The sequence below is a fragment of the Methylobacterium sp. WL1 genome (assembly GCF_008000895.1).
GTDB lineage: Bacteria > Pseudomonadota > Alphaproteobacteria > Rhizobiales > Beijerinckiaceae > Methylobacterium.
The window spans coordinates 238,566-264,238 of record NZ_CP042823.1; the positions used below are offsets into that span (position 1 = coordinate 238,566).

The 25,673-nt window shown below is 69.8% G+C and carries 24 protein-coding genes; 17 read left to right on the plus strand and 7 right to left on the minus strand.

The genetic code is table 11. The annotated features are described in order from the left end of the window. Positions 1 to 17: 17 nt before the first annotated feature. Positions 18 to 824, minus strand: a complete 807-nt coding sequence (locus tag FVA80_RS01370; protein ID WP_147906143.1) for a DsbA family protein — start codon at positions 822 to 824, stop codon at positions 18 to 20. A gap of 135 nt (positions 825 to 959) precedes the next feature. Between FVA80_RS01370 and FVA80_RS01375 the strand changes: the two genes are divergently transcribed. Both FVA80_RS01375 and FVA80_RS01380 read left to right on the plus strand, forming a co-directional pair. Next, positions 960 to 1,619 (plus strand): DUF1345 domain-containing protein, encoded by a 660-nt coding sequence (locus FVA80_RS01375; protein ID WP_147906142.1) that lies wholly within the window; start codon positions 960 to 962, stop codon positions 1,617 to 1,619. 78 nt (positions 1,620 to 1,697) lie between these two features. Next, positions 1,698 to 2,852, plus strand: coding sequence for an aminotransferase class I/II-fold pyridoxal phosphate-dependent enzyme (locus FVA80_RS01380; protein WP_147906141.1), 1,155 nt, complete (start codon positions 1,698 to 1,700; stop codon positions 2,850 to 2,852). Between the two features lie 4 nt (positions 2,853 to 2,856). On the opposite strand, the gene gph is transcribed toward FVA80_RS01380, so the two are convergent. After that, a complete protein-coding gene (gene gph / locus FVA80_RS01385; RefSeq protein ID WP_147906140.1) occupies positions 2,857 to 3,555 on the minus strand; it encodes a phosphoglycolate phosphatase in 699 nt (232 codons plus the stop codon). Positions 3,556 to 3,683: 128 nt separating this feature from the next. On the opposite strand from gph, the gene FVA80_RS01390 reads away from it, so the two are divergent. From FVA80_RS01390 to FVA80_RS01420, 7 genes are all read left to right on the plus strand, one after another. Then, positions 3,684 to 4,148, plus strand: a complete 465-nt coding sequence (locus tag FVA80_RS01390; protein WP_147906139.1) for a hypothetical protein — start codon at positions 3,684 to 3,686, stop codon at positions 4,146 to 4,148. Between the two features lie 130 nt (positions 4,149 to 4,278). Then, entirely contained in the window at positions 4,279 to 4,992 is a 714-nt protein-coding gene (rpiA, locus tag FVA80_RS01395) for a ribose-5-phosphate isomerase RpiA (RefSeq protein ID WP_147906138.1), read from the plus strand. A 31-nt stretch (positions 4,993 to 5,023) separates the two neighbouring features. Then, positions 5,024 to 5,587, plus strand: coding sequence for a DUF2059 domain-containing protein (locus FVA80_RS01400; protein ID WP_147906137.1), 564 nt, complete (start codon positions 5,024 to 5,026; stop codon positions 5,585 to 5,587). Between the two features lie 200 nt (positions 5,588 to 5,787). Then, a complete protein-coding gene (locus tag FVA80_RS01405; RefSeq protein ID WP_147906136.1) occupies positions 5,788 to 7,059 on the plus strand; it encodes an O-antigen ligase family protein in 1,272 nt (423 codons plus the stop codon). Further along, a complete protein-coding gene (gene gor, locus FVA80_RS01410; protein WP_147906135.1) occupies positions 7,056 to 8,438 on the plus strand; it encodes a glutathione-disulfide reductase in 1,383 nt (460 codons plus the stop codon). Before FVA80_RS01405 ends, gor begins: the two co-directional genes overlap by 4 nt. A gap of 54 nt (positions 8,439 to 8,492) precedes the next feature. Then, on the plus strand, positions 8,493 to 8,813 hold the full coding sequence (locus tag FVA80_RS01415) for an RNA polymerase sigma factor region1.1 domain-containing protein (RefSeq protein WP_147906134.1): 321 nt from the start codon (positions 8,493 to 8,495) through the stop codon (positions 8,811 to 8,813). 418 nt (positions 8,814 to 9,231) lie between these two features. Next, complete coding sequence (locus FVA80_RS01420) at positions 9,232 to 10,614, plus strand: 3-deoxy-7-phosphoheptulonate synthase class II (RefSeq protein WP_147906133.1); 1,383 nt, start codon at positions 9,232 to 9,234, stop codon at positions 10,612 to 10,614. 38 nt (positions 10,615 to 10,652) lie between these two features. On the opposite strand, the gene FVA80_RS01425 is transcribed toward FVA80_RS01420, so the two are convergent. Beyond that, positions 10,653 to 13,475: an EAL domain-containing protein gene (locus FVA80_RS01425; protein ID WP_246692226.1), complete on the minus strand. Its 2,823-nt coding sequence runs from the start codon at positions 13,473 to 13,475 to the stop codon at positions 10,653 to 10,655. A 268-nt stretch (positions 13,476 to 13,743) separates the two neighbouring features. Between FVA80_RS01425 and FVA80_RS01430 the strand changes: the two genes are divergently transcribed. Next, positions 13,744 to 14,121, plus strand: a complete 378-nt coding sequence (locus tag FVA80_RS01430; protein WP_246692227.1) for a plastocyanin/azurin family copper-binding protein — start codon at positions 13,744 to 13,746, stop codon at positions 14,119 to 14,121. Positions 14,122 to 14,410: 289 nt separating this feature from the next. On the opposite strand, the gene FVA80_RS01435 is transcribed toward FVA80_RS01430, so the two are convergent. Both FVA80_RS01435 and FVA80_RS01440 read right to left on the minus strand, forming a co-directional pair. Continuing rightward, positions 14,411 to 15,709: an efflux RND transporter periplasmic adaptor subunit gene (locus FVA80_RS01435; protein ID WP_147906131.1), complete on the minus strand. Its 1,299-nt coding sequence runs from the start codon at positions 15,707 to 15,709 to the stop codon at positions 14,411 to 14,413. Between the two features lie 91 nt (positions 15,710 to 15,800). After that, positions 15,801 to 16,505, minus strand: coding sequence for a sulfate transporter family protein (locus FVA80_RS01440; protein ID WP_147906130.1), 705 nt, complete (start codon positions 16,503 to 16,505; stop codon positions 15,801 to 15,803). A gap of 291 nt (positions 16,506 to 16,796) precedes the next feature. Between FVA80_RS01440 and FVA80_RS01445 the strand changes: the two genes are divergently transcribed. Both FVA80_RS01445 and FVA80_RS01450 read left to right on the plus strand, forming a co-directional pair. Continuing rightward, a complete protein-coding gene (locus FVA80_RS01445; protein ID WP_246692484.1) occupies positions 16,797 to 18,032 on the plus strand; it encodes an NAD(P)/FAD-dependent oxidoreductase in 1,236 nt (411 codons plus the stop codon). A 90-nt stretch (positions 18,033 to 18,122) separates the two neighbouring features. Next, positions 18,123 to 18,749, plus strand: a complete 627-nt coding sequence (locus tag FVA80_RS01450) for a cyclic nucleotide-binding domain-containing protein (protein ID WP_147906129.1) — start codon at positions 18,123 to 18,125, stop codon at positions 18,747 to 18,749. Positions 18,750 to 18,764: 15 nt separating this feature from the next. Here FVA80_RS01450 and FVA80_RS01455 read toward each other — a convergent pair whose 3' ends face one another. After that, the gene (locus FVA80_RS01455) at positions 18,765 to 19,763 is read right to left on the minus strand and encodes a D-glycerate dehydrogenase (protein ID WP_147906128.1); all 999 of its coding nucleotides are present in this window, start codon (positions 19,761 to 19,763) and stop codon (positions 18,765 to 18,767) included. Positions 19,764 to 20,121: 358 nt separating this feature from the next. Between FVA80_RS01455 and FVA80_RS01460 the strand changes: the two genes are divergently transcribed. Further along, positions 20,122 to 20,685 (plus strand): SH3 domain-containing protein, encoded by a 564-nt coding sequence (locus FVA80_RS01460; protein WP_147906127.1) that lies wholly within the window; start codon positions 20,122 to 20,124, stop codon positions 20,683 to 20,685. Between the two features lie 516 nt (positions 20,686 to 21,201). On the opposite strand, the gene irr is transcribed toward FVA80_RS01460, so the two are convergent. Further along, positions 21,202 to 21,717, minus strand: a complete 516-nt coding sequence (gene irr / locus FVA80_RS01470) for a Fur family transcriptional regulator Irr (protein WP_147854769.1) — start codon at positions 21,715 to 21,717, stop codon at positions 21,202 to 21,204. A gap of 223 nt (positions 21,718 to 21,940) precedes the next feature. Here irr and fabA point away from each other — a divergent pair, with 223 nt between their 5' ends. The 4 genes from fabA to FVA80_RS01495 all read left to right on the plus strand — a co-directional run bounded on the left by fabA (position 21,941) and on the right by FVA80_RS01495 (position 25,663). Then, complete coding sequence (gene fabA, locus FVA80_RS01475; protein ID WP_147906125.1) at positions 21,941 to 22,477, plus strand: 3-hydroxyacyl-[acyl-carrier-protein] dehydratase FabA; 537 nt, start codon at positions 21,941 to 21,943, stop codon at positions 22,475 to 22,477. A 142-nt stretch (positions 22,478 to 22,619) separates the two neighbouring features. Continuing rightward, positions 22,620 to 23,846, plus strand: a complete 1,227-nt coding sequence (gene fabB / locus FVA80_RS01480) for a beta-ketoacyl-ACP synthase I (RefSeq protein WP_147906124.1) — start codon at positions 22,620 to 22,622, stop codon at positions 23,844 to 23,846. Between the two features lie 371 nt (positions 23,847 to 24,217). After that, positions 24,218 to 25,048 carry an enoyl-ACP reductase FabI gene (gene fabI / locus FVA80_RS01485; protein ID WP_147906123.1) on the plus strand — a complete coding sequence of 277 codons (831 nt, stop codon included), beginning with the start codon at positions 24,218 to 24,220 and terminating at the stop codon, positions 25,046 to 25,048. A gap of 375 nt (positions 25,049 to 25,423) precedes the next feature. Next, on the plus strand, positions 25,424 to 25,663 hold the full coding sequence (locus tag FVA80_RS01495; protein ID WP_007559814.1) for a DUF2188 domain-containing protein: 240 nt from the start codon (positions 25,424 to 25,426) through the stop codon (positions 25,661 to 25,663). Positions 25,664 to 25,673 lie beyond the last annotated feature (10 nt).

Sequence of the window (25,673 nt, forward strand, 5' to 3'; positions counted from 1 at the left end):
AGCTCCGGTGAGGCGCCTCAGCAAGAGGCGTGGCCGCATTGGCGGACATCCGCGATCGTCTTCCGGATCGGATCGACGCCGACGGCGCCTGGAATCACCTCGTCGCCGATGATGAAAGCCGGCGTCCCGGACAGGCCGAGCCGGTCACCCAGGCCGCGGTTCTCGCTGAGCGCGGCCTTCACCTCGGGGGAGGCCATGTCCTTCTGCAGCTTGACCGTGTCGGCGCCGAGGTCCTTGGCGACCTGGATCGCCCGGGCACCGTTCACGCGGCCCTTGGTCTCCAACAGTTTCTGGTGGAATTCGAACAGCTTGTCGCCCTTCAGCTGCTGGCGCACCGCGACCGCGACCTGGCTCGCCTCGAGGGATTCCGGACCGAGCACCGGGAAGTCCTTGATCACCACCCGCAGCTTCGGGTCCGTCTTGATCAGGGTCTGCACGTCGATCAGCGCCTTGCGGCAATAACCGCAATTGTAGTCGAAGAACTCGACCAGTGTGACGTCGCCCGCGGGGTTGCCGGCGACGACATCGTGCGGGCCGTTGATCAGGGCCTCGCGGGCCTCCTTGAGGGCCGCCGTCTGAGCGAGGCGCTGCGTCTCCGCCTGCTGCTTCTCGGCCTCGGCCAGGGCCTCCTGCAGCACTTCGGGGTGCTTGATCAGGTAGTCCTTGACGATCGCTTCGATGCCGGCCCGCTGCGCGTCCGTGAACGGGGAGCCCACGACAGCGGTGGCCGGAGCGGCGGACTGCGTAGCGTCCTGCGCCGAAGCCGGGACGGCGGCGAGGCCGAGCGCCAGGGCCAGCGCGGGCAGGGAGCGGTTGAAGAGCATGGATCCTCGCTTGCGCGGCAAGCCGGCCCGCGCGTGGCGCAAGCGGTAAAGGGTGGGTTAGGCGTTTTCGCGGCGCCGGGTCAAATCGCGATCCCGGCCGGGAGATCCCGCCCGCCGTGCGTCATCCGGTTCGTCATGCCCAAGCTGTTCCGCGCCTTCTGGCTACGCCCGCACCTGCTCTGCGCGATCCTGGTGGCGGTCGCCGCCGCCCTGGTGGTGCCCGGCCTCGACCCGGGGATGCGGCTGCTCGTCGGCTGGTGCGCCGGCGTGATCGTCCATGCCGGACTCGTCATACGGCGAGCCACCGGCCAGACCCGGGACGCCATGCGGCGCGAGGCCGCCCGGCTCGACGACAGCGCCAGGGTGATCACGGTCTTCGCCCTGCTGGCGGCGGCCGCGAGCCTCGGCTCGGTGGCGGTGCTGGGCGTCGGCGGCCGCATCGCTGGGCCCGGCGCGCGCTACGCCTTGGCACTCGCCGGAACGAGCCTGCTCTGCACCTGGGTGTTCGTGCAGATGATCTTCACGGTGCATTACGCCCACGTCTATTACGGCGCCGAGGACGAGGCGGGCGCCGAGCGCGGAGGCCTGGATTTCCACGGCGAAACCGAACCGGATTTCTGGGATTTTCTGTACTTCACCGTGACCATCGGGGCAGCGGCCGCCACCTCCGACACCAACCTCACCAGCAAGAGGATGCGCAGGATCGCGACGGTGCAGACGGTGGGCGCCTACCTGTTCAACACCGGCATCCTGGCTCTGGTGGTCAACATGGCTGCCGGCTTCGCGCCGCACTGACACCGGTTGAGGGCTAGGCCGCCAGGGGCTAACCCCGAGCACTGCACCGTCTCCGCCCTCGCGCCCCGTCAGGAAAGCATGATCCCGATCTCCCGGCGGGCCGCCGCCGTCCAGCCGTTCCTCGCCATGGACGTCATGGCCGCGGCCGCCGCCAAGGCCCGGCGCGGCGACGACGTGGTGCGCATGGAGGTCGGCCAGCCCTCTGCGCCGGCCCCGCGGGCGGTGATCGCGGCGGCGCAGGCGGCGCTCGCCACCGGCCGCGTCCCCTATACCGAGGCGCTCGGCCTGCCAGCTCTGCGCGAGCGGATCGCCCGGGATTATGCCGAGCGCCATCGCGTCGCGGTGAGCCCGGAGCGGGTGGTGATCACCACCGGCTCCTCGGCAGGCTTCGTGCTGGCCTTCATGAGCCTGTTCGATGCCGGCGCCCGGGTGGCGGTGCCGCAGCCCGGCTATCCGGCCTACCGCAGCATCCTGGCCTCCCTCGATCTCGTGCCGGCCCCGATGGTGCTGCGCGTCGAGGACCGTTTCGCTCCCACGGCCGCGCTCCTGCGCGAGGCCCATGCGCGCGCACCGGTGGCCGGCGCCCTGGTGATGAGCCCGGCCAACCCCTCCGGCACGGTGATCACGGAGGACGCGTTGCGGGACCTCTGCACGGCCACCCGCGACTTGAACCTGCCGCTGATCTCGGACGAGATCTATCACGGCCTCAGCTACGGCGTTCCGACCGTGACTGCCCTGCGGTTCGACCCCGACGCGGTGGTGATCAACTCGTTCTCGAAATACCACTGCATGACCGGCTGGCGGGTCGGCTGGATGGTGGTGCCGGAGGTTCTGGTCCGCCCGATCGAGCGGCTGGCGCAGAACCTCTACATCTCGGCGCCCTACCTTTCGCAGATCGGCGCGCTCGCCGCGCTGGACGCCACGGAAGAACTCGACGCCGTCCGCGACGGCTATGCCCGCAACCGGGCGATCCTGCTCGACGCGCTGCCCGGCCTCGGCCTCGGGCGCGTTCACCCGGCCGACGGCGCCTTCTACCTTTACGCGGACGTGGCGAACCTCACCAACGACGCCACCGATTTCTGCAGGCGCATGCTCGACGAGGCCAACGTCGCCGCGACCCCGGGGCTCGATTTCGATCCGGATCTCGGCCACCACCACGTCCGGTTCTCGTTCGCCGGCTCCGAGGCCGAGTGCCGGGAGGCGGTGGTGCGGCTGCGGACCTGGCTGCGCTGAACGATCAGGCCGCGCCCACCGGCACCAGGGCGCGGACCGCCTCGGCCAGATCCGAGAAATGCTCGATCACCCGGTCGGGCCCGAGCTCGGCCACCGGCACGTCGGTGTAGCCGAACGTCACCGCCACCACCGGGATGCCGGCGGCCTTGGCGGTGTCGATGTCGGTGCGCGAGTCGCCGACCATCACGGCCTGGGCCGGGTCGCCCCCAGCGCGTTCGATCGTGCCGGTGAGGTGGCTCGGATCGGGCTTGTAGGCCGGGAAGGTGTCGCGCCCGCAGATCGCCGCGAAGCGATGGCCGATCCCGAGCAGGCGCAGCAGCTCCACCGACTGGCCCTCGAACTTGTTGGTGCAGACCGCCAGCCGGAAGCCCGCCGCCTCCAGCGTGTCCAGCGCCTCCGCCACACCGGGATAGAGGTGCGACGTGTCGGCGAGGTGCTCGCCGTAATGGGCGATGAAGGCCTTGAACAGCCGCTCGTGGTCCTCCGGCGAGAGCGCGCGGCCCTCCGCCTCGAAGCCCCGCCGGATCAGCGCCTTGGCGCCGGCCCCGATCAGGCCGCGGGCCTGGGACAGGGGCAGCTCGGCCAGGCCTTCGCGCTTCATCAGCACGTTGAGCGTGCCGATGAGGTCGCCCGCGGTCTCGGCCAGGGTCCCGTCCAGGTCGAACACGGCAATCGGCGGACGGGCGGTCGATTCGGGCGGCATCGGGACGGGCTCCTGCTGGGCTACGGCCTCGCTAAAGCCGGCCGGAGGCGGGTGCAAGGCGGCGCGGCGCCCCACACTCGCCCGAAAGCCCAGCGAAAGGCGGGGGGCGTCAGTTCCCGGATCCCGTGATGAAACCGTCTCTGCTCTTGCTTGCCACCTGCCTTGCGCTCGCCAGCGCGCCGGCCGCCGCGACCTCGTTCGAGTTCGTGCCCGCGCCGCAGACCGACCTGAACCGGATGTACCGGGTCGACAAGGTTACCGGCGAGGTGACCTCGTGCCAGTACGGGCTTCAGGAATCGGCCGGCGGCATCGGCCAGACCGTGTGCTTCGGCCCCGGGGAGGGCGCCGGGGCTCAGGCGCCGTCGGAATACGGGCTGGTCGCAAGCCGCCACACACGCGAGGCCGGCGTGTTCCGGGTCAACTACCGGACCGGCGAAATGAGTATCTGCTTCGTGCTGGTGAAGAAGGAGCAGGTGGTCTGCACTCAGCAGGCCAAGCCCGGCGCCGAGGGCGCCTCCGATGCGCCGCTGACCGGACCCGCGCCCGGCAGGGCCGGGGCCAGCGCCACGCCGGCACAGGGCGGCCGCTTTTGAAGCCAGCGGCCCCGCGGAGCCGTTCCGGTCCGCCCTGCGGCATGCTAGGGGCCGCGCGACCGACCCAGGAAGCCCGGCTGCCCCGCATGCGCGACATCTCGATCCACCCCGCTCACCGGGCGTCCCTGCGGTGAGCGGACCGGACCTGCGCCGGGCGGCGGCGGCGCGCGCCCTCGACCTGGTCGAGCCTGGCATGCGGCTGGGCCTCGGCACCGGCTCGACCGCGGCGGCCTTCGTGGCCCTGCTCGGCGACCGCGTCCGCGACGGGCTCGACATCGTCGGCGTGCCCACCTCAGAGGCGACGCGGGTGCAGGCCGAAACCCTCGGCATCCGCCTCGCTACCCTGGACGAACAGCCCGAGCTCGACCTGACCATCGACGGCGCCGACGAGGTGGACGACCAGCTGCGCCTGATCAAGGGCGGTGGCGCCGCGCTGTTGCGGGAGAAGATCGTCGCCTGCGCCAGCCGCCGCATGGTTGTGATCGCCGATGCGGCCAAGCATGTCGCCCGGCTCGGCGCCTTCCCGCTGCCGATCGAGGTGAACCTGTTCGGCCTTACCGCCACGCACCGCGCGGTCGAGGCGGCTGTCGCCAAGGTCGGCTGCTCCGGCCCGGTGCGGTTGCGCCGCGATCCGGCCGGCAAGCCGCTTCTCACCGATGGCGGCCACCACATCCTCGACGCCCATCTCGGCGCGATCCCCGATCCGGACGCGCTCGGAGCCGCCCTCTGGTCGGTGCCGGGCGTCGTCGAGCACGGCCTGTTCCTCGGCATCGCCGACGCCGCGATCCTGGCGGCGGACCGCGGTGGGCGGGCCGAGGTCACCATTCTCGGCAGCTTGGTCTGAAGCGCCAAACCCTTTCGCAGGAACATTCAGCATGTCCCGACGCCTCACCGCCGCGCTCGGCCTCGCGCTCGCCGCGGCCACAATTCTCCCGCATGCGGCTTCGGCCCAAGCCAACAAGCCGGCCCCGGGCAAGCCCGCGGCGCAGCCGAACACGCCGGCCGCCGCGACGCCGAATTTCACGGCGAGCCACCTCGCTCTTGCCCGCGAGGTAATGCTCAGCTCCGGCATCGCCCGCTCGTTCGATTCGGTCCTGCCGGCCTTCGCCGACCAAATCCGCAAGCAGACGGTGACCCGGCCGGAACTCGCCAAGGATCTCGACGAGGTGCTGACCGCCCTCCAGCCCGAGATGGAGCTGCAGAAGCAGCGCATGATCGACATCGCCGCCCGCACCTACGCGGCGAAGTTCCCGGAGCCCGAGTTGAAGGAGATCGCGACCTTCTTCCGCTCGCCGGCCGGCAAGCACTACGTCGAGGCCCAGCCGCAGCTCCTCGACGAGATGGTGCAGGAGATGCAGGACTGGACGCAGGAAGTGTCCGAATACGTCATGGTCCGGGTTCGGGCCGAGATGGGCAAGCGCGGCCATCAGATGCAGTGAAGGGAGCGCGGGCGGTCGCGAGATCGGCTGCATCCCCGACTGTCCCACCCACGCGCTCATCCCAAGGCGACGGAGCGCAGCGGAGGCCGGTCTGAAGCCGTCCAAAGATCGCACGGCCGTCTGGAGGACTCCTTCGAAGCTCGCTGTGCTCCCACCTCGGGATGAGGGGGTCGTTTGGAGATCCGTTGCCCCTGAACGTCATGCGAGCGCCGTCTAACGCCCACAGGGCCTCCGAGAAGCTCGCCAGCCGCCTCTACACGGCGGGTGCGATCCTGCTCGCCGTCCTGCCGCTTGCCATGGTGCTCGCCAACAGGTCGAGCCCGGCGGTCATCGCCCTCGCCGCGCTCGCCTTCCTCGTCGGACGCTTCTTCGAGGATCGCCGTACCCTCGTGCCCCGGCTGCTGGCTCCGCTGGGCACGCCACTCGGCATCGCGGCGCTCGCCTTCCTGGCCTGGTGCCTCGTCTCCTTCGCCTGGGCGCCGTTCCCTGGCTCGTCGCTGCGGGTGCTCGGCGAATTCCTGCCGACCCTGGCCGCCGCCTACCTGCTCGCCTGCCTCGCCCCCGGGCGGATCCCGGCCTTCGCGCCCCGCCTCGCCGCGGCCGCGACCGCTCTGGCGGGCCTCGTCATCGCGGTCGACCTCGCCGCGGACCTCGCCCTCGAACGGGCGCTCGGACGCCGGGTCGCCGCCTTCGTGCACAATCGCCCGGCTTTGACGCTGGACCTCGTCGCCGGTCCCGTCGCGCTGGTGCTGTGGCGCGCCTGGTCCCGGGGCCTCGCGGCGGCCAGCCTGGTCTTCGCGGCTCTCGGCATTCTGCGCTCGATCAGCGGCGCCGCCCAGCTGGGGCTCCTGGCCGGGGCCGGGCTGTTCGGCCTGGCCCGGCTGCTCCCGACGCGGGTCGGGATCGCGCTTGCCGGCGTTGGCCTCGGCCTCGCCGTGGCACTCGCCCCTGTCGAGGGCGACCTGCTCGCCCGGATCATGCCGGACGCCGCGCATGAGCGTCTGGTGCAATCCTCCTCGCGGGCGCGGGTCGCCATCGCGCGCAGTTTCGGCGCGGCCGTGGCGGCCGATCCGTGGCGCGGGGCCGGGTTCGGGACCAGCGCGCGATTCGCCGAGGCTCCCGCGGCCAGGGTGGTCGCGCCCGAGATGCGGGTCCTCCTCGGGGTCGGCCACCCGCATAACAGCTTCCTGCAGGTCTGGGCCGAACTGGGATTGCCTGGTGCGTTCCTCGGCGCGCTGGTCCTGATGCTGATGCTCGGCCGCGTCGCCGGGATGCGGCAGCCCGACCGCGCCGCGGCACTGGGTCTCGTCGCCGGCGCGGCCGCCATCGCGTTCGTCGAGCACAATGGCTGGGCGGCGTGGTGGACGGCCGGGCTCGGCGCTGCCATCACGTGGATGCGCGAAGCCAATTGGATGCGTGAGGCGGTGACGTCCCGCACGGATACGAGACGCGAGATGGACGGCCCCGCATGAGCGCTTTCGACGTCGACCTCTTCGTCATCGGCGGCGGCTCCGGAGGCGTCCGGGCCGCCCGGATCGCGGCCGGCTACGGCGCCAAGGTCATGCTGGCCGAGGAGTACCGGGTCGGCGGCACCTGCGTGATCCGCGGCTGCGTGCCGAAGAAGCTCATGGTCTATGCCGGCCGCTTCGCCGACGAATTCGAGGATGCCGCGGGCTTCGGGTGGACGGTCGATAAGCCGCGCTTCGACTGGAGCGTCCTCAAGCGGCGCCGCGACGCGGAGGTCACCCGGCTCGAAGGGATCTACGACACCAACCTGATGCGCGCCGGCGTCGAGATCCTGCCCGAACGCGCGGTGATCGAGGATCCGCATACGATTCGCCTGCTCGGCTCGGACCGGACGGTGCGGGCGGCGCGGATCCTGGTCGCAGTCGGCGCGCATCCGGTGAAGGAGCCCGCGGTGCCGGGGATCGAGTTCGCGATCACCTCGAACGAGGTGTTCGAACTCGAGGGCCTGCCCGAGCGAATCCTGGTGATCGGCGGCGGCTACATCGCGGTGGAATTCGCCGGCGTGTTCGCGGCGCTCGGCAGCCGCACGACCCTGCTCCACCGGGGCGACCGGCTGCTGCGCGGCTTCGACGACGAGGTCCGCGATGCCCTCGCCGAGGCCTATCGCCAGCGCATGGATCTGCGGCTCGGCCGTACGCTGATCTGGATCGACCGGCGCGAAGCCGGTCTGTGCGCGCAGCTCGACGACGGCTCCGAGATCCTGGTCGATCAGGTCCTGGTGGCCACCGGGCGGCGCCCGAACGTCGCCGGGCTCGGTCTGGAGAAGGTCGGGATCGAGACTGACGCCGCCGGGGCGATCCCGGTGGACGCCTATTCCCAGACCACGGTCCCGTCGATCTACGCGGTCGGCGACGTCACCAACCGCGCCAACCTGACCCCGGTTGCGATCCGCGAGGGCCACGCATTCGCTGACACGGTCTACGGGGGCAGGCCGTCCTGCGTCGACCACCGGCTGATCCCGACCGCGGTGTTCTCGACGCCGGAGATCGGCATCGTCGGCCATACCGAGGCTGCCGCCCGGGAAATCTACGGCAAGATCGACGTCTACAAGGCGCGCTTCCGACCCATGAAAGCGACGCTCTCGGGCCGTGAGGAGCGGATCCTCATGAAGGTGCTGGTCGATTGCGCCAGCGACCGGGTGGTGGGCGTCCACATCTTCGGCCACGATGCCGGCGAGGTGATCCAAGCCGTCGGCATCGCCGTCACCATGGGCGCCACCAAGGCGGATTTCGACCGGACGATCGCGGTCCACCCCACCGCCGCCGAAGAACTCGTGACCATGCGGGTGCCGGAGGTGACCAAGCATCCGGTCGGCGTCGGGTAAGTTCCCCGCGTCGCGGGGTCTCGACGCGGTGCGCGGCCGAGCCATATCAGGGGCATGGGTAAGCAGGGCGCAGGCAAGGGCAATCGCGAGGACGACGCGTACGCGCGCCGTCAGGCGATCATCGACGGCCTCCTGGCCGATGCCCTCCGGCCGGCCTTCAGCTATCGGGTGCCGAGCCACGACGCGCTGCCCGCCGACATCCGCCGGGCGATCGACCGGCTGCTCGCGAAGGCCGAGACCCAGCGCAGCCGCTGCCTGACCTACGACGACCTCGAGGAGGCGCTTCCGCCGCGCGACGTCTCCGCGGAGGATCTGGAAGCGATCTTCTGGATTCTGGCCGAGCACGGGATCGAGGTCGAGGACGGCGAAGCCTGAGCGAGCGGGGACTCCACACAGGCGCCTTGAGGCATCCGTGAACGCGGCTTGCTCACGCCGCGGGAGAATTCCCGCCGCCATTCGGGGGCGCCTGAGGCGTGCCTGGGATCCAGAGACGCCGAGGACGCAAGTGCTTGACGCGGCGGTGATTATGGATCCCGGGTTCCGCTTCGCGACCGCGGGATGACGGGAATAATGTTCGCGCCTCGGTGAACCTTCAAACCTGCAGGGGGCATGTTCCTCACGCGCTCGGTTTGGCGTCCAAACCATCCCCCGCAGGCAAACCCGGCCCCAACTCTGCTTCAGGCTCCTGCCAGCCCTCAGGAATCCGCCCCTCGCATGCGCTGGGGAACCTCTCTATAAGCCGCGCTTCGCGCGTCATGCGCGATCGCACGACGAACGTGCGCGGAGAGAGGTCATGGCCGAGCGTTGGACACCGAAGAACTGGCGGAACCTGCCGATCCAGCAGGTCCCCGCCTATCCGGATTCGGCAGCGCTGCAGGCGGTCGAGGCCCAGATCGCGAGCTTTCCGCCGCTGGTTTTTGCCGGTGAGGCACGCAAACTGAAGACGGCGCTCGGGCGCGTCGCGGCGGGCGAGGCCTTCCTGCTCCAGGGCGGCGACTGCGCCGAGAGCTTCGACGAGCATTCGGCCGACAACATCCGCGACTTCTTCCGGGTGTTCCTGCAGATGGCGATGGTGCTCACCTTTGCGGGCGGCTCGCCCGTGGTGAAGGTCGGGCGTATCGCCGGCCAGTTCGCCAAGCCGCGCTCGTCCCCCACCGAGACCCTCGATGGCGTGAGCCTGCCGAGCTACCGCGGCGACATCGTCAACGGCATCGGCTTCACGGAGGAGGCCCGCACGCCGGATCCGCGCCGTCAGGTCGAGGCTTACCGGCAATCGGCCGCGACCCTGAACCTGCTGCGCGCCTTCGCCACCGGCGGCTACGCCAACCTGGAGAACGCGCACCGCTGGATGCTGGGCTTCGTGAAGGATTCGCCGCAATCCTCGCGCTACCAGGATGTCGCCGGCCGCATGACCGACGCGCTCGACTTCATGCGGGCGATCGGCATCAACCCGGAAACCCACCCTGAGGTGCGGACCACCGATTTCTACACCAGCCACGAGGCCCTGCTGCTCGGCTACGAGGAGGCGCTGACCCGCGTCGACTCGACCACGGGCGATTGGTACGCGACCTCCGGGCACATGCTGTGGATCGGCGACCGCACGCGGCAGCCGGACCATGCGCATGTCGAATACGCCCGCGGGATCAAGAACCCGATCGGCCTGAAATGCGGTCCGTCCATGCAGGCGGACGGCCTGATCCGGCTGGTCGATCAGTTGAACCCGGAGAACGAGCCCGGCCGGCTCAGCCTGATCTGCCGGTTCGGCGCCGACAAGGTCGGCGACCACCTTCCGGGCCTGATCCGGGCGGTCGAGCGGGAAGGGCGATCGGTGGTCTGGATCTGCGACCCGATGCACGGCAACACCGTCGCGGCGGGCCGCTACAAGACCCGGCCGTTCGACCGGGTGATGGAGGAGATCGAGGGCTTCTTCGGCGTCCACCGGGCCGAGGGCACGTTCGCGGGCGGCATCCACCTCGAGATGACCGGCAAGGACGTGACCGAGTGCACCGGCGGCGCCCGGGCGCTCACGGCCGACGACCTGCAGGACCGCTACCACACCTACTGTGACCCGCGCCTCAACGCCGAGCAGGCGCTGGAGGTGGCGTTCCGCACGGCCGAGCTGGTCAAGACCGAGCGGAGCCACATCGAGCGCCCGCGCCTCGACGCGGCCGAGTAAGGCGCCAATCCCTCCCCCGCGCCGGGGGAGGGATGCTTTCAGGCGATCGCCCGGGCGGCGCCGTTCCAGCGCTGGATGACCTCGCTGACTTGGGAGACCGGAACCGGCCGGCTGATCAGGTAGCCCTGGACCTCGTCGCAGCCTTCGGCGCGCAGATGCGCGAGCTGCGCTTCCGTCTCCACACCCTCGGCGGTGGTGGTCATGCCGAGGCTGGAGCCCAGCCCGATCACCGCCCGGACGATGAAGTCGGTCCCGTCCTTCACGCACAGGTCGCGCACGAAGGACTGGTCGATCTTGATCTTGTCGAACGGGAAGCTGCGCAGGTAGCTCAGCGACGAGTAGCCGGTGCCGAAATCGTCCATCGAGACCCGCACGCCGAGCGCCTTCAGGCTGTGCAGGATCGCGGTGGTCGCGCCGGGATTGGCCACCAGCACCGATTCGGTGATCTCCAGCTCCAGGCGGCGGCCGGGCAGGCCGGTCCGGCGGAGGGCCTCGCGCACCGCGGTGACGAGGCTCGCCGAGGTGAACTGCACCGCAGAGACGTTCACCGCTACCTTGAGCCCGTCCGGCCAGCGGGCGGCCTCCTCGCAGGCCCGGCGGAGAACCCATTCGCCGAGCGGGACGATCAGGCCCAGCTCCTCGGCGATCGGGATGAACTCGGCGGGCGAGACGAAGCCGCGGGTCGGATGGTCCCAGCGCAGCAACGCCTCGAAGCCGCAGATTCGGTCCGTGTCGAGGCTGTAAATCGGTTGGTAATAGACCTCGAACGCCTCGCGGATCAGCGCGTCGCGCAAATCGCGCTCCAAGAGCCGCCGCGCCTGAAGGCGGGCATCCATCTCGGGCTCGAAGAACCGGAACGAGCCCCGGGCCTCGGTCTTGCCGCGGTCGAGGGCGACCTCGGCGTTCTTCAGGAGCTTCTCGCAGCTGGCCCCGTCGCTCGGTGCCAGGGTGATGCCGATGGTCAGCCCGACGCTGATCTCGTGGTTGCTCAGGCTGTAGGGCGCGCTCAACACCGCGATGATCCGGCGGGCCAGGATCGCGGCCTCCTCCGGGCGGTCGACGCCGCGCTGGACGACGATGAACTCGTCCGCGCCGAGCCGGGCGACGCAGTCGATCTCGCGCACGCAGGCGGTGAGCCGCTCGCCGACAGCCGCAAGCAGCTCGTCGCCGACCCCGTGCCCGAGCGTCTCGTTGACCGGGCGGAAGTCGTCGAGGTCGATCGCGAAGACGGCGAAGCCCGAATCGCGTCCGGCCTGCGCCACCGCCATCTCGATCTGCTGGCCCAGGGCTTCGCGGTTCGGCAGGCCGGTCACCGTGTCGTGGTGCGCCAGGAAGGCGATGCGGGCCTCGGCGCGGCGGCGCTCGGTGACGTCTTCGTAGGTCGCCACGAAGCCGCCATCGGCGGTCTCGCGGCGGTCGATCGAGACGGTGCGGCCGTTGGCGAGTTCCTGGAACTGCGTGTGCCAGATGCCACCGCGATGCGCCTCGTGCTCCTGGTGGAGGAGGGCGGCGAGGTCGCTGCCGGGATGGTTGCCGGCCACGAGGCTCGCCCGCATCACGTCCTGCGCCGACATCCCCGGAACGATCGTCCCGGGGGCCAGGCCGTAGATCTCGCTGTAGCGCCGGTTCACCACCATCAGGCGATGCTGCGCGTCGTAGAGGCAGAGGCCCTGGGACATGTTGTCCAGCGCTGCGTCGAGCCGCAGGTTGGTCTCGGTCAGCCGGTCCTCCTGCTCCTTGAGCAGGCTGATGTCGCTGCACACGGCCACGAAGCCCCCTGACTGGGTGGCGCTTCGGCTCACCCGCAGCCAGCGGCCGTCCGCAAGCCGGATGTCGCCGTCGCGGGCGAGCGCCAGGAAGCACTCGTCGAGGGATTGCGAGCCGGTGCCGGAACCGTCCTCGGTATCCGACGGGCAAATGCCCGCCAGGATCGCGGCCTCGAGGCCGTCGAAGAAGCGCAGCGCCTGGGCGTTGGCGAGCGCGATGCACCCCACGGCGTCGACCACCACCACACCTTCGCGGGAGGTCTGCAGCGCGTCCGTCACCAGGGCCTCGGCGACCCGGCGCTGGCTGACCTCGCGCTGCATCATCGCCTGGATGTTGTCGCGCATCACCGCCATCGCGCGGAGCAGGCTGCCGAGCTCGTCCCGGCCGCCGGCCGGGATCCGGTCGTCGAGGCGTCCGCTGGCGATCCGCTCCGCTGCCGCCGAGGCATCGGCCAGGGGGCCGGTGATCCGGCGGTTGAGCAGCCAGGCGATCAGCGCGCAGGCGAACACCGCCAGCCCCGCCGCGATGGCGTTGACGTGGATCTCCCGGGCCACCAGCATCCGGGCCGCCTGCCGGAAGGTGAAGCCGTCGCCCGCCGTGTAGTTGACCAGCAGGTCGATCTGGTTGTCGACCACGCTGGCATACTGGTCCAGCGCGTCCCAGCGCTCGGGACGGGCGGTGGCCGGGTCGAGGCCGCGGCGCATCTCCTCCCAAGCAGCCACCGCGGCCTGGACGGCGCCCGCGGTGCGCACCGACCGGTCCGATTGCGAGCGCTCCACGGCGATGGTCAGGTCTTCGGCGAGCGTCGTCGAGAGATCGGCGATCTCGGCATCCAGCTTGGCCGCCTGGGCGGCGTCGCGGACATGAGTCCGGCGCGCGAAGACGCTGCGCATCTTCGCGAAATCCGCCGCGGTCGCCCGGGCATAATTGATCGACATCAGCGACTCGTCATAGGTGCGATTGACGAGCGCCCCGACATGCGAGATCGCCACCACGGCATAGAGTCCGAGCGCGCCCGACAGCAGGCTCATGCCCAGGAACGCGACGAAGATCCGACCGCGGATCGTCGCCGAAACGCCCGTGATGCCGCGCATAAAGCGCATCAGACCCGAAGGCGGTCGCTCAGCCGTCGCTCTCTCGGGGTCTCGCATCGCACCGCGCCGTGTGACAGGTTCCATGAACCGTAATTGCCACATGTTAAGAGCCGATTAGCCGGAGCGATTATCGGTTCGTCTTATGGATAAACGTTTTGGGCGGTTTCTGGTCTCGCAAACAGCCCATTTCCGTGGAACGTGCGGGTTTTCGAAAATGATTTCGCAATAAAGTCTCAGGTAGATTGCCTCGATCAGCCCGAGGAATGCCATGGCCCCCGCTGCGCCGAGTATGCCCGTCCCGCTCCGCTGGAAATCGGCTCTGCCGGCGACCCTCGCGCTGGCCCTCGGCCTGATCTGCGGCCTGATCCTGGTCGGCGACCTGGAAGCCTCCGGATTGCTGGTGTCTCAGAAAGGCCGCGCGTTCCAACCGGGAAACATCGCACTCAGCCGCGGCGAGACGGTGACGTTCGTCAACGACGACAGCGACCTGCTGCACCACGTGTTCGTGGAATCCGATACGTTCAGCTTCGATTCCGGCGATCAGGAGCCGGGCAGCCGCACGCCGGTCACCTTCACCGAGCGTGGTACCTTTCAGGTGCTCTGCGGCATCCACCCGAAGATGAAGCTCGTGGTGCGGGTGAACTGAGACCGGTTCGACGGTCCGGGGAAGCCCCTTTGCTTCTGATCCCAGGCCGTTTCGCTCGCGCAACTCAGGCATCCAGTGCCGCGCGCGATCTCAGACCGTGACGCCTCCGTGGTTTGCGCGGCTACGTTCGCAAGGTGGCTGGACGTGCGGCGAAGGTTCCGCCAACTCGCGACGCCGAGCGCCGGAGGATCAGTTCCCACGCCTCTCGGGGTGCCGAGAAGCAGCCCGGGATGAAAGAGAGTTCGTAGAGGCGAGGGCGCCGAGAGAACCCTCCTCCAGCCTCAGCCGATCACCGCTCCGCGGCCCGGATCGGCTTGGTCTGCTGTGCCGGCTTCACGCGCTCGATCGTCTGGCCGTCGCGCAGCTCCGGAGGCGGGCTGAAGATGATGTGGCTATCGGCTGCCAAGCCCGATTCGAGTTCGAGACTCCGCCCGAGATCGCGCCGGACCTTGATCGTGCGCCAGGTCACCCGGTCGTCCTCGCCGACTTCCGCGACCTGAAAACCGTTGCGGTTGAAGACGGTCGCCTCGGCTGGAACCGAGACGCTCTCCTCGGTGCGCGGGATCTTCAGCGTCACGGTGGCGTAGAGCCCGGCCCGAAGCGCCCGGTCGGGGTTGGGCACGTCCACCTGCGTGGTCAGGGTCCGCGAGGCGGCATTCAACGCCACCGAGCTGCGCTCGACGAAGCCGCCGAAACGGCGGCCCGGGATCTGCGGGACGCGGATCTCGGCCTGGACGCCCGGCTTGACGCCCACGGCATCGTTCTGCGGCACGTTCACGGTGATGCGCAGGACACTGTCCTGGTCCATGCTGAGGAGCGGCGTGCCGCCGTTATCGGCTCTCACCAGATCGCCGACATCGACGTTGCGGGTCGTGACCACGCCGTCGAACGGTGCGACCACCCGCTCGAACGCCGTGAGCGCCTTTAGGCGGTCGACCACGGCCTCCTGCGACGTGATGTTGGCGGTGGCGACCTTCACGCCCGCCTCGGCGGCCGCAAGGGTTGCGGCCTGCGAGAGCACGCTCGCCTGCGACGTGTCGGCGTTCTGGCGCGAGGCCCAGCCCTGGACGGCCAGGGTCGAGGTGCGGTTGTTGGTCAGGTTGGCGAGGTTGACGTTGGCCCGGGCCTGCTCGACCTGCGCCTGAGCCTGCAGCAGCTGCGCCTTCAGCTGGCCGACCTGAGCCTCGGCCTGCGCGCGTTGCTGGTCGAGGTCCGGGGCCGCGATGCGCAGGAGCAGGTCGCCGGCCTTGACCCGGGAGCCGATATCGACCCGTCGTTCGGCGATGTAACCAGTGGCGCGGGCCGCGATCGCCGCGGTCGTGAAAGCCTGTGTCTCGCCCGGCAGCATCAGGTCGAGGGGCCCGTTGGCCCGCTCCGCCACGACGGTGCGCACCTGGGGGACCAGGGTCTTGATCCGTTCCAGGGTCGCGGTGGCCTCGACGTCCCGCTGCCAGTGGTTGTAGGCGCCGTAACCCAGCAATCCGAGCGCGGTGAGGCCCACGAGGACGAAGGGGCGCTTGCCGGGCGGCGGGGGGATATCCTTAGGGCCACCCTCAGCCGCGTCTCGAGCCGCGTCTTGCGCCTTCATCGTTCGGCTCTCCGCCGCGAATACCGCCTCTTCTCGTCACGGTAGCGGCCGAAGACCGCGACGAACAGAGCGAGGCTTCGCCGCATCGCGACTATCGCGCCACCGGCCCTTCCAAGCGCAGGCGTCGGCTGAGCCGCTTGTGCAGGTGGACCATCAGGGCGATCCCGAACAGCGGCGTCAGCAGGTTGAGGATCGGCACAACCATCAGGGCCGACATCAGGCAGCCGGCGCCGAGCGTCCGGAATGCGAAGGTCTTGCGCATGTCGGCGGCCTCCGGGAGTGGCCGGAACCGGGCCGCCGCCATCTCGAAATATTCCCGCGCCAGCAGGTAGGCGTTGGCACCGAAGAACGCCGCGATCCCGATGACCGGCACGAAGAAGATCACCAGGGCCGCCAGGTTGACGAGCAGCGTCACACCCGCGAAGCGCACCGCGTAGAAGAGCGCGGTGCCGAGCGGCATCGGCCGGCCCGGGGGATCGTTCGGGAAGTCCGTGCGCTCGACGATCGCGGCGGCATCGTCGAGAAAGAACCCGGCCACCAGGATCGAGATCGCAGGCATGAGGTAGGCCAGCACCACGAACAAGCCGAAGCCCGCAAGGTAGTAGGCGAGGTTGTCGAGGATCGGGTACTGGGCGGAGATGTGGTGGCTCGCCTGGAACGCCTCGACGAGGTGGGTCAGGCCGAACCAGAGCAGGACCAGGAGCCCGAGCGTCAGGCTCAGGGATTTCCACAGAATCGCCCGCAGCGGCGGGGAGAAGGTCTGGCGCAAAGCCGCCGCGGCGGACTCGACGATCATCGGGCGGGGTTTCCGGCTTGAGCGCTTGCCGCCGATGAGACACCGGTTCGGCGCGAAGGAGCGCGAGACCTCGGGGACGCGGCGCCGGAAGCGGCGCGGCAGCGTTGTGAAGCGGTGTGGCGACCGGCGCAAGGCCGGGCACGGCCGCACCGGAGCGAGCGGACAGGAGCGCGCGTGCAGGATACCAGGGTGAAGGCCTCGACTTCATCGCATGCTGAGGTCCGCTCCGCGGATCCGCCGCGCGCGCCGGATTACCGGCCGCGCCTGGCGCCGCTGCCCAGGGATCCGGAGGTGCTGGTGATCGGCGCCGGTGCCGCCGGGATCGGCGCGGCACGGACCCTGGTGGAGCAGGGCGTGCGTGTCGCCGTGCTGGAGGCCCGCGAGCGGATCGGCGGCCGGGCCTTCACGGTGACGATTCGCGGCCATGCCCTCGACCTCGGGGCCCATTGGCTCCATGCCGGGCCGATCAACCCGCTGGTCGCGTTGGGCCGGACGCGCGGAGAGCGCCTGAAGCTGGCTCCCCAGGAGAGCCACGTCTGGGTCGACCGCCGCCGGGGCAGCCCCGAGGAGATCCGGGCCAACGCCCGGGCCTTCGACCGGGCGGACCAGGCCATGACCCGCGGCGCGGCGCAGCCGGGGCCGGACCGCCCGGCCAAGACCGCGCTTCCCCAGGGGCTCGGCCCCTGGGGCAACCGCGTTGCGCAGGTCCACGGGCTGGTCTCGGGCCGAGCGCTCGACGAGGTCTCCCTCCACGATTTCCCGAGCCTCGAATACAGCGAGAACTTTTTTCTGGCCGGGGGCTACGGCAGCTACCTCGCCCGGCTCGCCAACGACCTGCCGATCGCGCTCGCGAGCCCGGTGACCCGCATCGACTGGTCGGACAGCACGGTGCGCGTGGAGACGGCCGACGGCACCGCCTATCGGGCCCGGGCGGTGATCGTGACGGTGCCGGTCATGGTGCTGCGCAACGGCCCGGCCTTCTCGCCGCCGCTGCCGAACGCGGTCCGGGCGGCGATCGACGGCTTCTCCACCGGGATCTACGAGCACGCGGTGCTGCACTGGCCGTCCAGCCCGTTCCGGGGCCGCGACCGGCTGGCGGCGATCCACGGCACGCGACCGGCGCCGGCCGGCCTGCTCACCCGGATCGACGATACGCCGTTCCACTATTACGAGCTCGACGTGCACGAGGCCGAGGCACTCGACGCGGCTGGCTCGGGCCCGGACGGGGTGCGCCGCCATGTCCGAGCGGTCCTGGCCGAGCAGTTCGGCCGGGCGCGGCTGCGCGACCTGACGATCCCGGCGGTGAGCGCGTGGCGGCACGATCCCTGGTCCCGCGGCTCCTGGGCGGTGGTGCCCCCCGGCCACGCGCCGGCCCGCGCTTTCCTGCGCGCGCCGCTCGCCGACACCGTCTGGTTCGCCGGCGAGGCGCTGTCGCGGCTGCAATGGGGCACCGTGGGCGGCGCCTACGAGGATGGCACCCGCGCCGCCGCGGCCGCCGCCGAGCGTATCCGCGCGGGCACAGGCTGAGGCGCACGCGCACCGCCCACGGGCGCGCGCCTTGCCGGAGCCCGGCGGGACGGGCATCCCGCTCAAGCTCGGGACGTGGTGGAGGCGCGCGTGGATTGGATTGAGGCGATCGGCTACCTCGGTACCGCGCTGACCATCTCGGCCTCGGCGATGAGCACCATGATCCCGCTGCGGATCATCTCGCTCTGTGCCAGCTGCGCCGTGATCACCTACGGCATCCTGATCGGCAGTATGCCGGTGGTGCTCACCGAGGCGATCCAGATCCCGTTCAACGCCTATCGTCTCTGGCAGATGATGCGGCTGGTGCGCGATGTCGAGACCGCGGCCGACGGCAACCTCTCCCTCGAATGGCTGCGTCCGTTCGGGTCGCAGCGCCCGTTCGGGGTCGGCGAGGTGGTGTTCCGCAAGGGCGAGGCGGCCGGCGAGATGTACTACGTCGAGAGCGGCGCGTTCCGGATCCCCGAGGTCGGAATCGAGGTGCGCAGGGGCGGGATCGTCGGCGAGCTCGGCCTGCTCGCGCCCGGCAACACCCGCACCGCCTCGCTGGTCTGCATCGAGGCCGGCAACGCGCTGTGCGTGTCGTATTCCGACGTGAAGCAGCTCTACTACCAGAACCCGGAATTCGGATTCTACTTCCTCAAGCTCACCAGCGAACGGCTTTTCCAGAGCGTGCAGAACGACCCGCAGCCCGTGGCAGCCCACGGCGACGCGCTGTAGCGTCGCCGCCTGCGCTCAGAGCATGCTCGGCAGGATGCGGTCCGGCGGGCGGTGGCCGTCCATGAAGGTCTTGATGTTGATGATGACCTTCTCGCCCATGTCGGTGCGGCTCTCGTAGGTCGCCGAACCCATATGGGGCAGCAGCACGACCTTGCCCTGGCGGGCGAGCTTCACCAGCCGCGGGCTCACCGCCGGCTCCTGCTCGAACACGTCGAGTCCGGCCGCCGAGACGTCGCCGGCCTCGATCAGCCGCGCGAGCGCGCTCTCGTCGATGACCTCGCCGCGGGCGGTGTTCACGACGATCGCCTCGGGCTTGAGCAGCTTCAGGCGCCGGGCCGAGAGCAGGTGATAGGTCGCGGGGGTGTGCGGGCAGTTGACCGACACGATGTCGACCCGGGCCAGCATCTGGTCGAGGGATTCCCAGTAGGTCGCGTCGAGCGCGCTCTCGATCGCGGCCGGGACCCGACGGCGGTTGTGGTAGTGGACCTGGAGGCCGAAGGCGCGTGCGCGCTTGGCGAGCGCCTGGCCGATCCGGCCCATGCCGACGATGCCGAGCCGCTTGCCGGTGATGCGGCGCCCGAGCATCCAGGTCGGAGACCAGCCCGTGGTCCAGTCGTCGTCCGGGATGATCCGCGCACCCTCGGTGACCCGGCGGGCCACCGCGAGGATCAGCGCCATGGTCATGTCGGCGGTGTCCTCGGTCAGGACGCCGGGCGTGTTGGTGACCGTGATGCCGCGCTCCAGGGCGGCGGCCACGTCGATGTGATCGACGCCGTTGCCAAAATTGGCGATCAACCGCAGGTTGGGGCCGGCCTGGGCCAGCAACCCGGCATCGATCTCGTCGGTGACGGTCGGGACCAGGACGTCGGCCTCGCGCAGCGCCGCCGCGAGGGCGTCGGCCGGCATCGCGGCATCGTCGTGACTGAGGCGAACGTCGAAGAGTTCGCGCATCCGCGTCTCGACGGCATCCGGCAGGCGCCGCGTCACGACCACCAGCGGCTTGCGCTTCGACACGTCTCTCTCCCCGTCAGCCTCGCGGCCGTGTTGGCGATCCCCGCCCGGCGGACCCGTTCCGGACCATCCGCGGCAAGCGTCCGTTAACCGAACTCGGCCAGACAGGTCAGGTGCGAGGCACCGGTCCCGGAGCCTGTTCCGACCCATCGGCCTCTCTACCAGAGGTGGGCCGGAACACAATCGGATGCCGGCGGGATCCGCGCATCGACGGGCCGTCCTGTCGACATCCCGTGCCCGTTTCGGAGATCTGGCCCGTACGGGGGATCTAGCCGGTTCGCGGGATGCAAAATCAACCGACCGCGCGGATCGGCCCGAGGCGGCTCCGTACGGCACCTGGACCCGGGAAAGGGAGAAGACCATGCGCGCGTCACGCCTGAGCTTCGCCGTCGCAGCGCTGCTGCTGGCCGGCCTCGCCCCGGCGGCCGCGGCCCCGCCGGTCGCCACGCCCGAGACCGGCGTCGGCCCCGTGACCAAGCTGCCGCTGCCGCGCTACGCCAGCCTCAAGACCGATCGCGTCAACCTGCGCGAGGGTCCCTCCAAGGATCACCGCACCCTGTGGGTGTTCCAGCGGGCCGGCCTGCCGGTGGAGATCGTCGGCGAGTTCGAGACTTGGCGGCGGATCCGTGATTCGGAGGGCACGGAGGGCTGGGTGCTGCACTCGCTGCTCTCGGGGCGCCGGACCGCGATCGTCAATGCCGGCCCCGACAAGGGCGCCGAGAAGGCTGCGATCTCACTGCGCGCGAAGGCGGACGAGGGCGCGGCGGACGAGGCACGGCTCCAGACCGGCGTGATCGGCAACGTGAAGAATTGCAGCAGCGGCTGGTGCCGGCTGATCGTGACCCTGCCGAACCGCCGGGAGGTGGACGGCTACATCCGCCAGAACCGCCTCTGGGGCGTGTATCCGAACGAAGTCGTCGAGTAGGTTTTCGTGGTTGCGGCGACCCGGCTTCTGCAAATCCCTCGCTCGTCCCGAGGGGGGCGGCGTGTCGACTCGCCCGCGACGGACCCCTCCAACACCCGCGCGATCGCTGGAGCGCGCCTTCGAGGCCTCCATTGCGTTCCGTGGTCCCAGGATGAGGGGCAGAGGTGGAGGGTCGGCGCTTAGAATGGCCGACAGCCGTTCGGTTGAGGACCGGCAGGCGCTCGCCTTCGCGAAGCGGGGTGCAGGCCTCGTCCCACGTACGCGCCGCGGGTTCTCAGACCCTGTTCATGCAGTCCGTCACGTGCCCCCTCTCCCGTGCGGAAGAGGGTTGGGGTGAGGGGACAAGTCTCTCCGGAACGGGCGCATCCCTCACTTGGCTCTCTGCGAGAGCAGACCTCTCCCGCACGGGAGAGGGGACCCGCCACTCATTCGGCCAGAACCGGCGCGCAATAAAAAAGCCGCCCGATATCGGGCGGCTCAAAGTCGGTGCAGGTGGCCGAAGCCGACCCGGAAAACTCAGCTCTGGCGGCGGGAAGCCGGGCGGCTGCGGCGCAGGCGGACGATCACCTCGACGCCGGCGATCTCCATGCCCTCGGGGGCCTCAGGGAGGGAATCGACCGTGATGCCGCAATCCGGCATGTCGATCACCTGGTTCTCGTCCTCGAGATAGAAGTGGTGATGCTCACTCGGGTTCGTGTCGAAATAGGCCTTCGACCCGTCGAGCGCGAGTTGGCGCAGAAGCCCCGCTTCGGTGAACTGATGCAGCGTGTTGTAGACGGTGGCCAGCGAGACCGGCACCTTGGCGCGCATGGCCTCGTCGTACAGCATCTCGGCGGTCAGGTGCCGGTCGCCGCGGCCGAACAGGAGCCAGCCCAGGGACAGACGCTGACGGGTCGGCCGCAAGCCGGCCCGGCGCAGACGGTCGCGCAGATCGGACAGCGGGCAGCCGCGACGCGGCATGCCGTTCGCTTCCAGCTGGGGGGCGGGGACCCGGCCGTTGAGGATCGCCTGAAGGGGCAGCAGTTCGGACATTTCGGGACTGAACGCTCGACGAGGACCCTGAAGGAATGGGATTCGTCATACTATACGGAACTGGACATGCGGTCGCAACCCGAGCCGGCTCACACGCCCACCGGAGGCGTTGACGGCTTTGACGGTGCTGCGCCCCGTGCTAACCCGCGCGCCGAACGACCGGGCGCCTGTCGCGTATCGCGTGCCTGCCCGCCAAGACAATCCAGAGGAAACAGCGACCTTCATGCCGCAAGACGCCGAGACGCCAGCCCAGGCCGCGAGCCGCACGTCGCACTATTCCTACGAGGATCTACTGGCCTGCGGGCGCGGCGAACTCTTCGGCGCCGGGAATGCGCAGCTGCCGCTGCCGCCGATGCTGATGTTCGACCGGATCACCAGTATCGGCCAGGAGGGCGGCGCCCACGGCAAGGGCCACGTCACAGCCGAACTCGACATCCGCCCCGACCTCTGGTTCTTCCCCTGCCACTTCCAGGGCGATCCGGTCATGCCGGGCTGCCTCGGGCTCGACGCCTTGTGGCAGATGCTGGGCTTCCATCTCGGCTGGCTCGGCTCTCCGGGCCGCGGCCGCGCGCTCGGGGTCGGCGAGGTGAAGCTCGCCGGCCAGGTGCTGCCGTCGATGAAGAAGGTCGTCTACAACGTGGACGTCAAGCGCGTTCGCCAGGGCAAGCTGGTGCTGGGCATCGGCGACGGCTGGCTTGAGGCCGACGGGGCGCGGGTCTACCAGGTCCAGGACATGCGGGTCGGCCTGTTCCAGAGCTGATCGAGTCGCGTTCCGGGGGCGTCTTTCGCATCGTGGCGGCAACGCCCGGCGCCCTCGGCAGTTGAGATTATGTCCGCGTCACCTTAGCTGACCGGGACGCGGCCCGGGCGACCGGCGCCGCGACGGAGGAATCGTCACGACCATGCGCCGCGTCGTCATCACCGGGATGGGCATCGTCTCATCCATCGGCAACACCACGCAGGAGGTGCTCGCCTCCTTACGCGAGGCGCGCTCTGGTATTGCGCGCGACGCGAGCTACGCCGAGCACAACTTCCGCAGCCAGGTCTCCGGCAAGCCCAGCCTCGATCCCGAGGGCGTGGTCGACCGGCGCGCCATGCGGTTCCACGGCGGCGGCTCCGCCTGGAACCACGTCGCGATGGATCAGGCGATCCGTGATTCCGGCCTGGAGCAGGCCGAGATCTCGCATGAGCGCACCGGCATCATCATGGGGTCCGGCGGTCCCTCGACCCGGATCATCGTGGATGCCGCCGCGATCACCCGTGACAAGGGCCCGAAGCGGATCGGTCCGTTCGCGGTCCCGAAGGCGATGTCCTCGACCGCCTCGGCGACGCTGGCGACCTGGTTCAAGATTCGCGGCGTCAACTACTCGATCTCGTCGGCCTGCGCGACGTCCAACCACTGCATCGGCAACGCCGCCGAGATCATCCAGGGTGGCCGGCAGGACATCATTTTCGCCGGCGGCTGCGAGGATCTCGACTGGACGCTGTCGTCCCTCTTCGACGCCATGGGTGCCATGTCGTCGAAGTACAACGACACGCCGGCCCGGGCCTCGCGCGCCTACGACGCCAACCGGGACGGCTTCGTCATCGCCGGCGGCGCGGGCGTGCTGGTCCTCGAGGAACTCGAGCACGCCAAGGCCCGCGGCGCGCGGATCTACGGCGAGGTCGCCGGCTACGGCGCCACGTCGGACGGGCACGACATGGTCGCCCCCTCGGGGGAGGGCGCGGTGCGCTGCATGCGCCAGGCGATGGAAGGTCTGAAGGGCGCCCGGATCGACTACATCAACCCGCACGCGACCTCGACCCCGGTCGGCGACGACAAGGAGATCGAGGCGATCCGAGAGGTGTTCGGCCGCGGCGAGGATTGCCCGCCGATCTCGGCAACCAAGTCGCTGACCGGTCATTCGCTGGGCGCCACCGGCGTGCAGGAGGCGATCTACAGCCTGCTGATGATGCAGAACGGATTCATCTGCGAGAGCGCCCACATCGATACGATCGATCCGGCTTTCGCCGACATGCCGATCCTGCGCCAGCGCCGGGACGACGCCAAGCTCGGCCACGTCCTGACCAACTCGTTCGGCTTCGGCGGCACCAACGCCACCCTGGTCCTGAAGCACGTGGACGCTTGACTGTCTCTTCTCGGAACCACCGCGACGGGGGCGGCGTTTACGGTTTGGTGAATGAGGTGGTGACGATGGGTACGTTCCTGATCGGTGCACTGGGCGGTCTGATGCTCGCAAGCTGCGCTGCAATCTACGCCAAACAAGCGCTGATTGAGGAAGCCCGTTCGCATACGGACGGGTATTTCTAGACCGCTCATCCACCCAGCGATGAACGCCCCGCCCGCCGGCGGGGCTTTTTTTTGCCCGATGCAGAGACCGGTCCGGTTTGGATCGCGCGGCAAGCCGCGTTAAGGCACCCTCGTCGCGGCCCGAACAACGGCATCGCGACCCGTCGCCGGTCCTCGGTGGCGGCGTGCTCGTACGGAATGTGAGTCGGCATGACAGGTTTGATGGCGGGCAAGCGCGGCCTGATCATGGGCGTCGCCAACGATCACTCGATCGCCTGGGGCATCGCCCGGACCCTCCACGCCCACGGCGCCCGCCTGGCCTTCACGTATCAGGGCGACGCCCTGGGCCGGCGCGTCGCACCGCTGGCGGCGCGGCTCGATTCCGATATCGTCATGCCCTGCGACGTGGAAGACATCGCCTCGGTGGACGCGACCTTCGCGGCCCTCGACGAGCGCTTCGACGGTGGGCTCGACTTCGTCGTCCACGCCATCGGCTTTTCCGACAAGGCGCAGCTCAAGGGCCGCTACGTCGACGTCACCACCCGCGAGAACTTCGCCCGGACCCTGACGATCTCGTGCTTCTCGTTCACCGAAATCGCCCAGCGCGCGGCCAAGCGCATGACGAACGGCGGCTCGCTGCTGACCCTCACCTACGGTGGCTCGACCCGGGTGATGCCGAACTACAACGTGATGGGCGTGGCCAAGGCGGCGCTGGAGGCCTCGGTGCGCTACCTGGCGAGCGATCTCGGCCCGGACGGAATCCGGGTCAACGCTCTTTCGGCCGGCCCGATGCGGACGCTGGCCGGCGCCGGCATCGCCGACGCCCGCCTGATGTTCAACCACCAAGCGGCCCACGCTCCGCTACGCCGCACCGTCAGCCTCGACGATGTCGGCGGCTCCGCCCTCTACCTGCTGTCGCCGCTCTCCGGCGGCGTCACCGGCGAGGTCCATTTCGTCGATGCCGGCTACAACATCATCTCGATGCCGCGCCCCGACGTGCTCCAGGCCCAGGACGCGGCCGGCGTCGTCGGCGACGCCTGAACCGCGAGCCGGCTACTCCTCCGGGACCCGCCCTGGCGGCACCGGTCCGCGGCTGCGCGAACGCTCACCCCGGACCAATGGACGCTGGCGCTCGATCCGGACCTCGTCCGGGCTCGGGGGTGCCGACGGGTAGTTCGAAGCGAACGGATTCGGCGGCGCAGACCGCGAAGAGCCGCCGAAGAGGGAGTCGAAAAAGCTCTCCTCGGCGTGGACATTTGTCGAAGCAATGAGGAGGCCGAGGGCCAGGATCGGTCGAAGCGTCGTCGTCATCGGTCGCCCGTAGCCCGACTTTCCGGCGGATCGGAGGCCGGTCGGGAACCCGGCGGCGCGCGACGTGTTCGCGCTCAACGAATCCCAGCGCGTACAGGAGTCGAGATGTCCGAGGTTACCTATCGCATCGTCGAGCACGATGGCGGCTTCGCCTACAAGGTCGGCGACGTGTTCTCCGAGACCTTCCCGAGCCGCGAGGAGGCACTGCAGGCCGCCCAGGCTGCCGCCGCCGAGCAGCAGGTCCCCGGTTCGACGGAGGGTATCCGTTACCAGGATCAGGCCGGCAGCTGGCACGACGAGACGGCGCAGGGGAGCGACCGCCCCCGCGCCAAGGTGGTCGATTAGGCCGATCCGG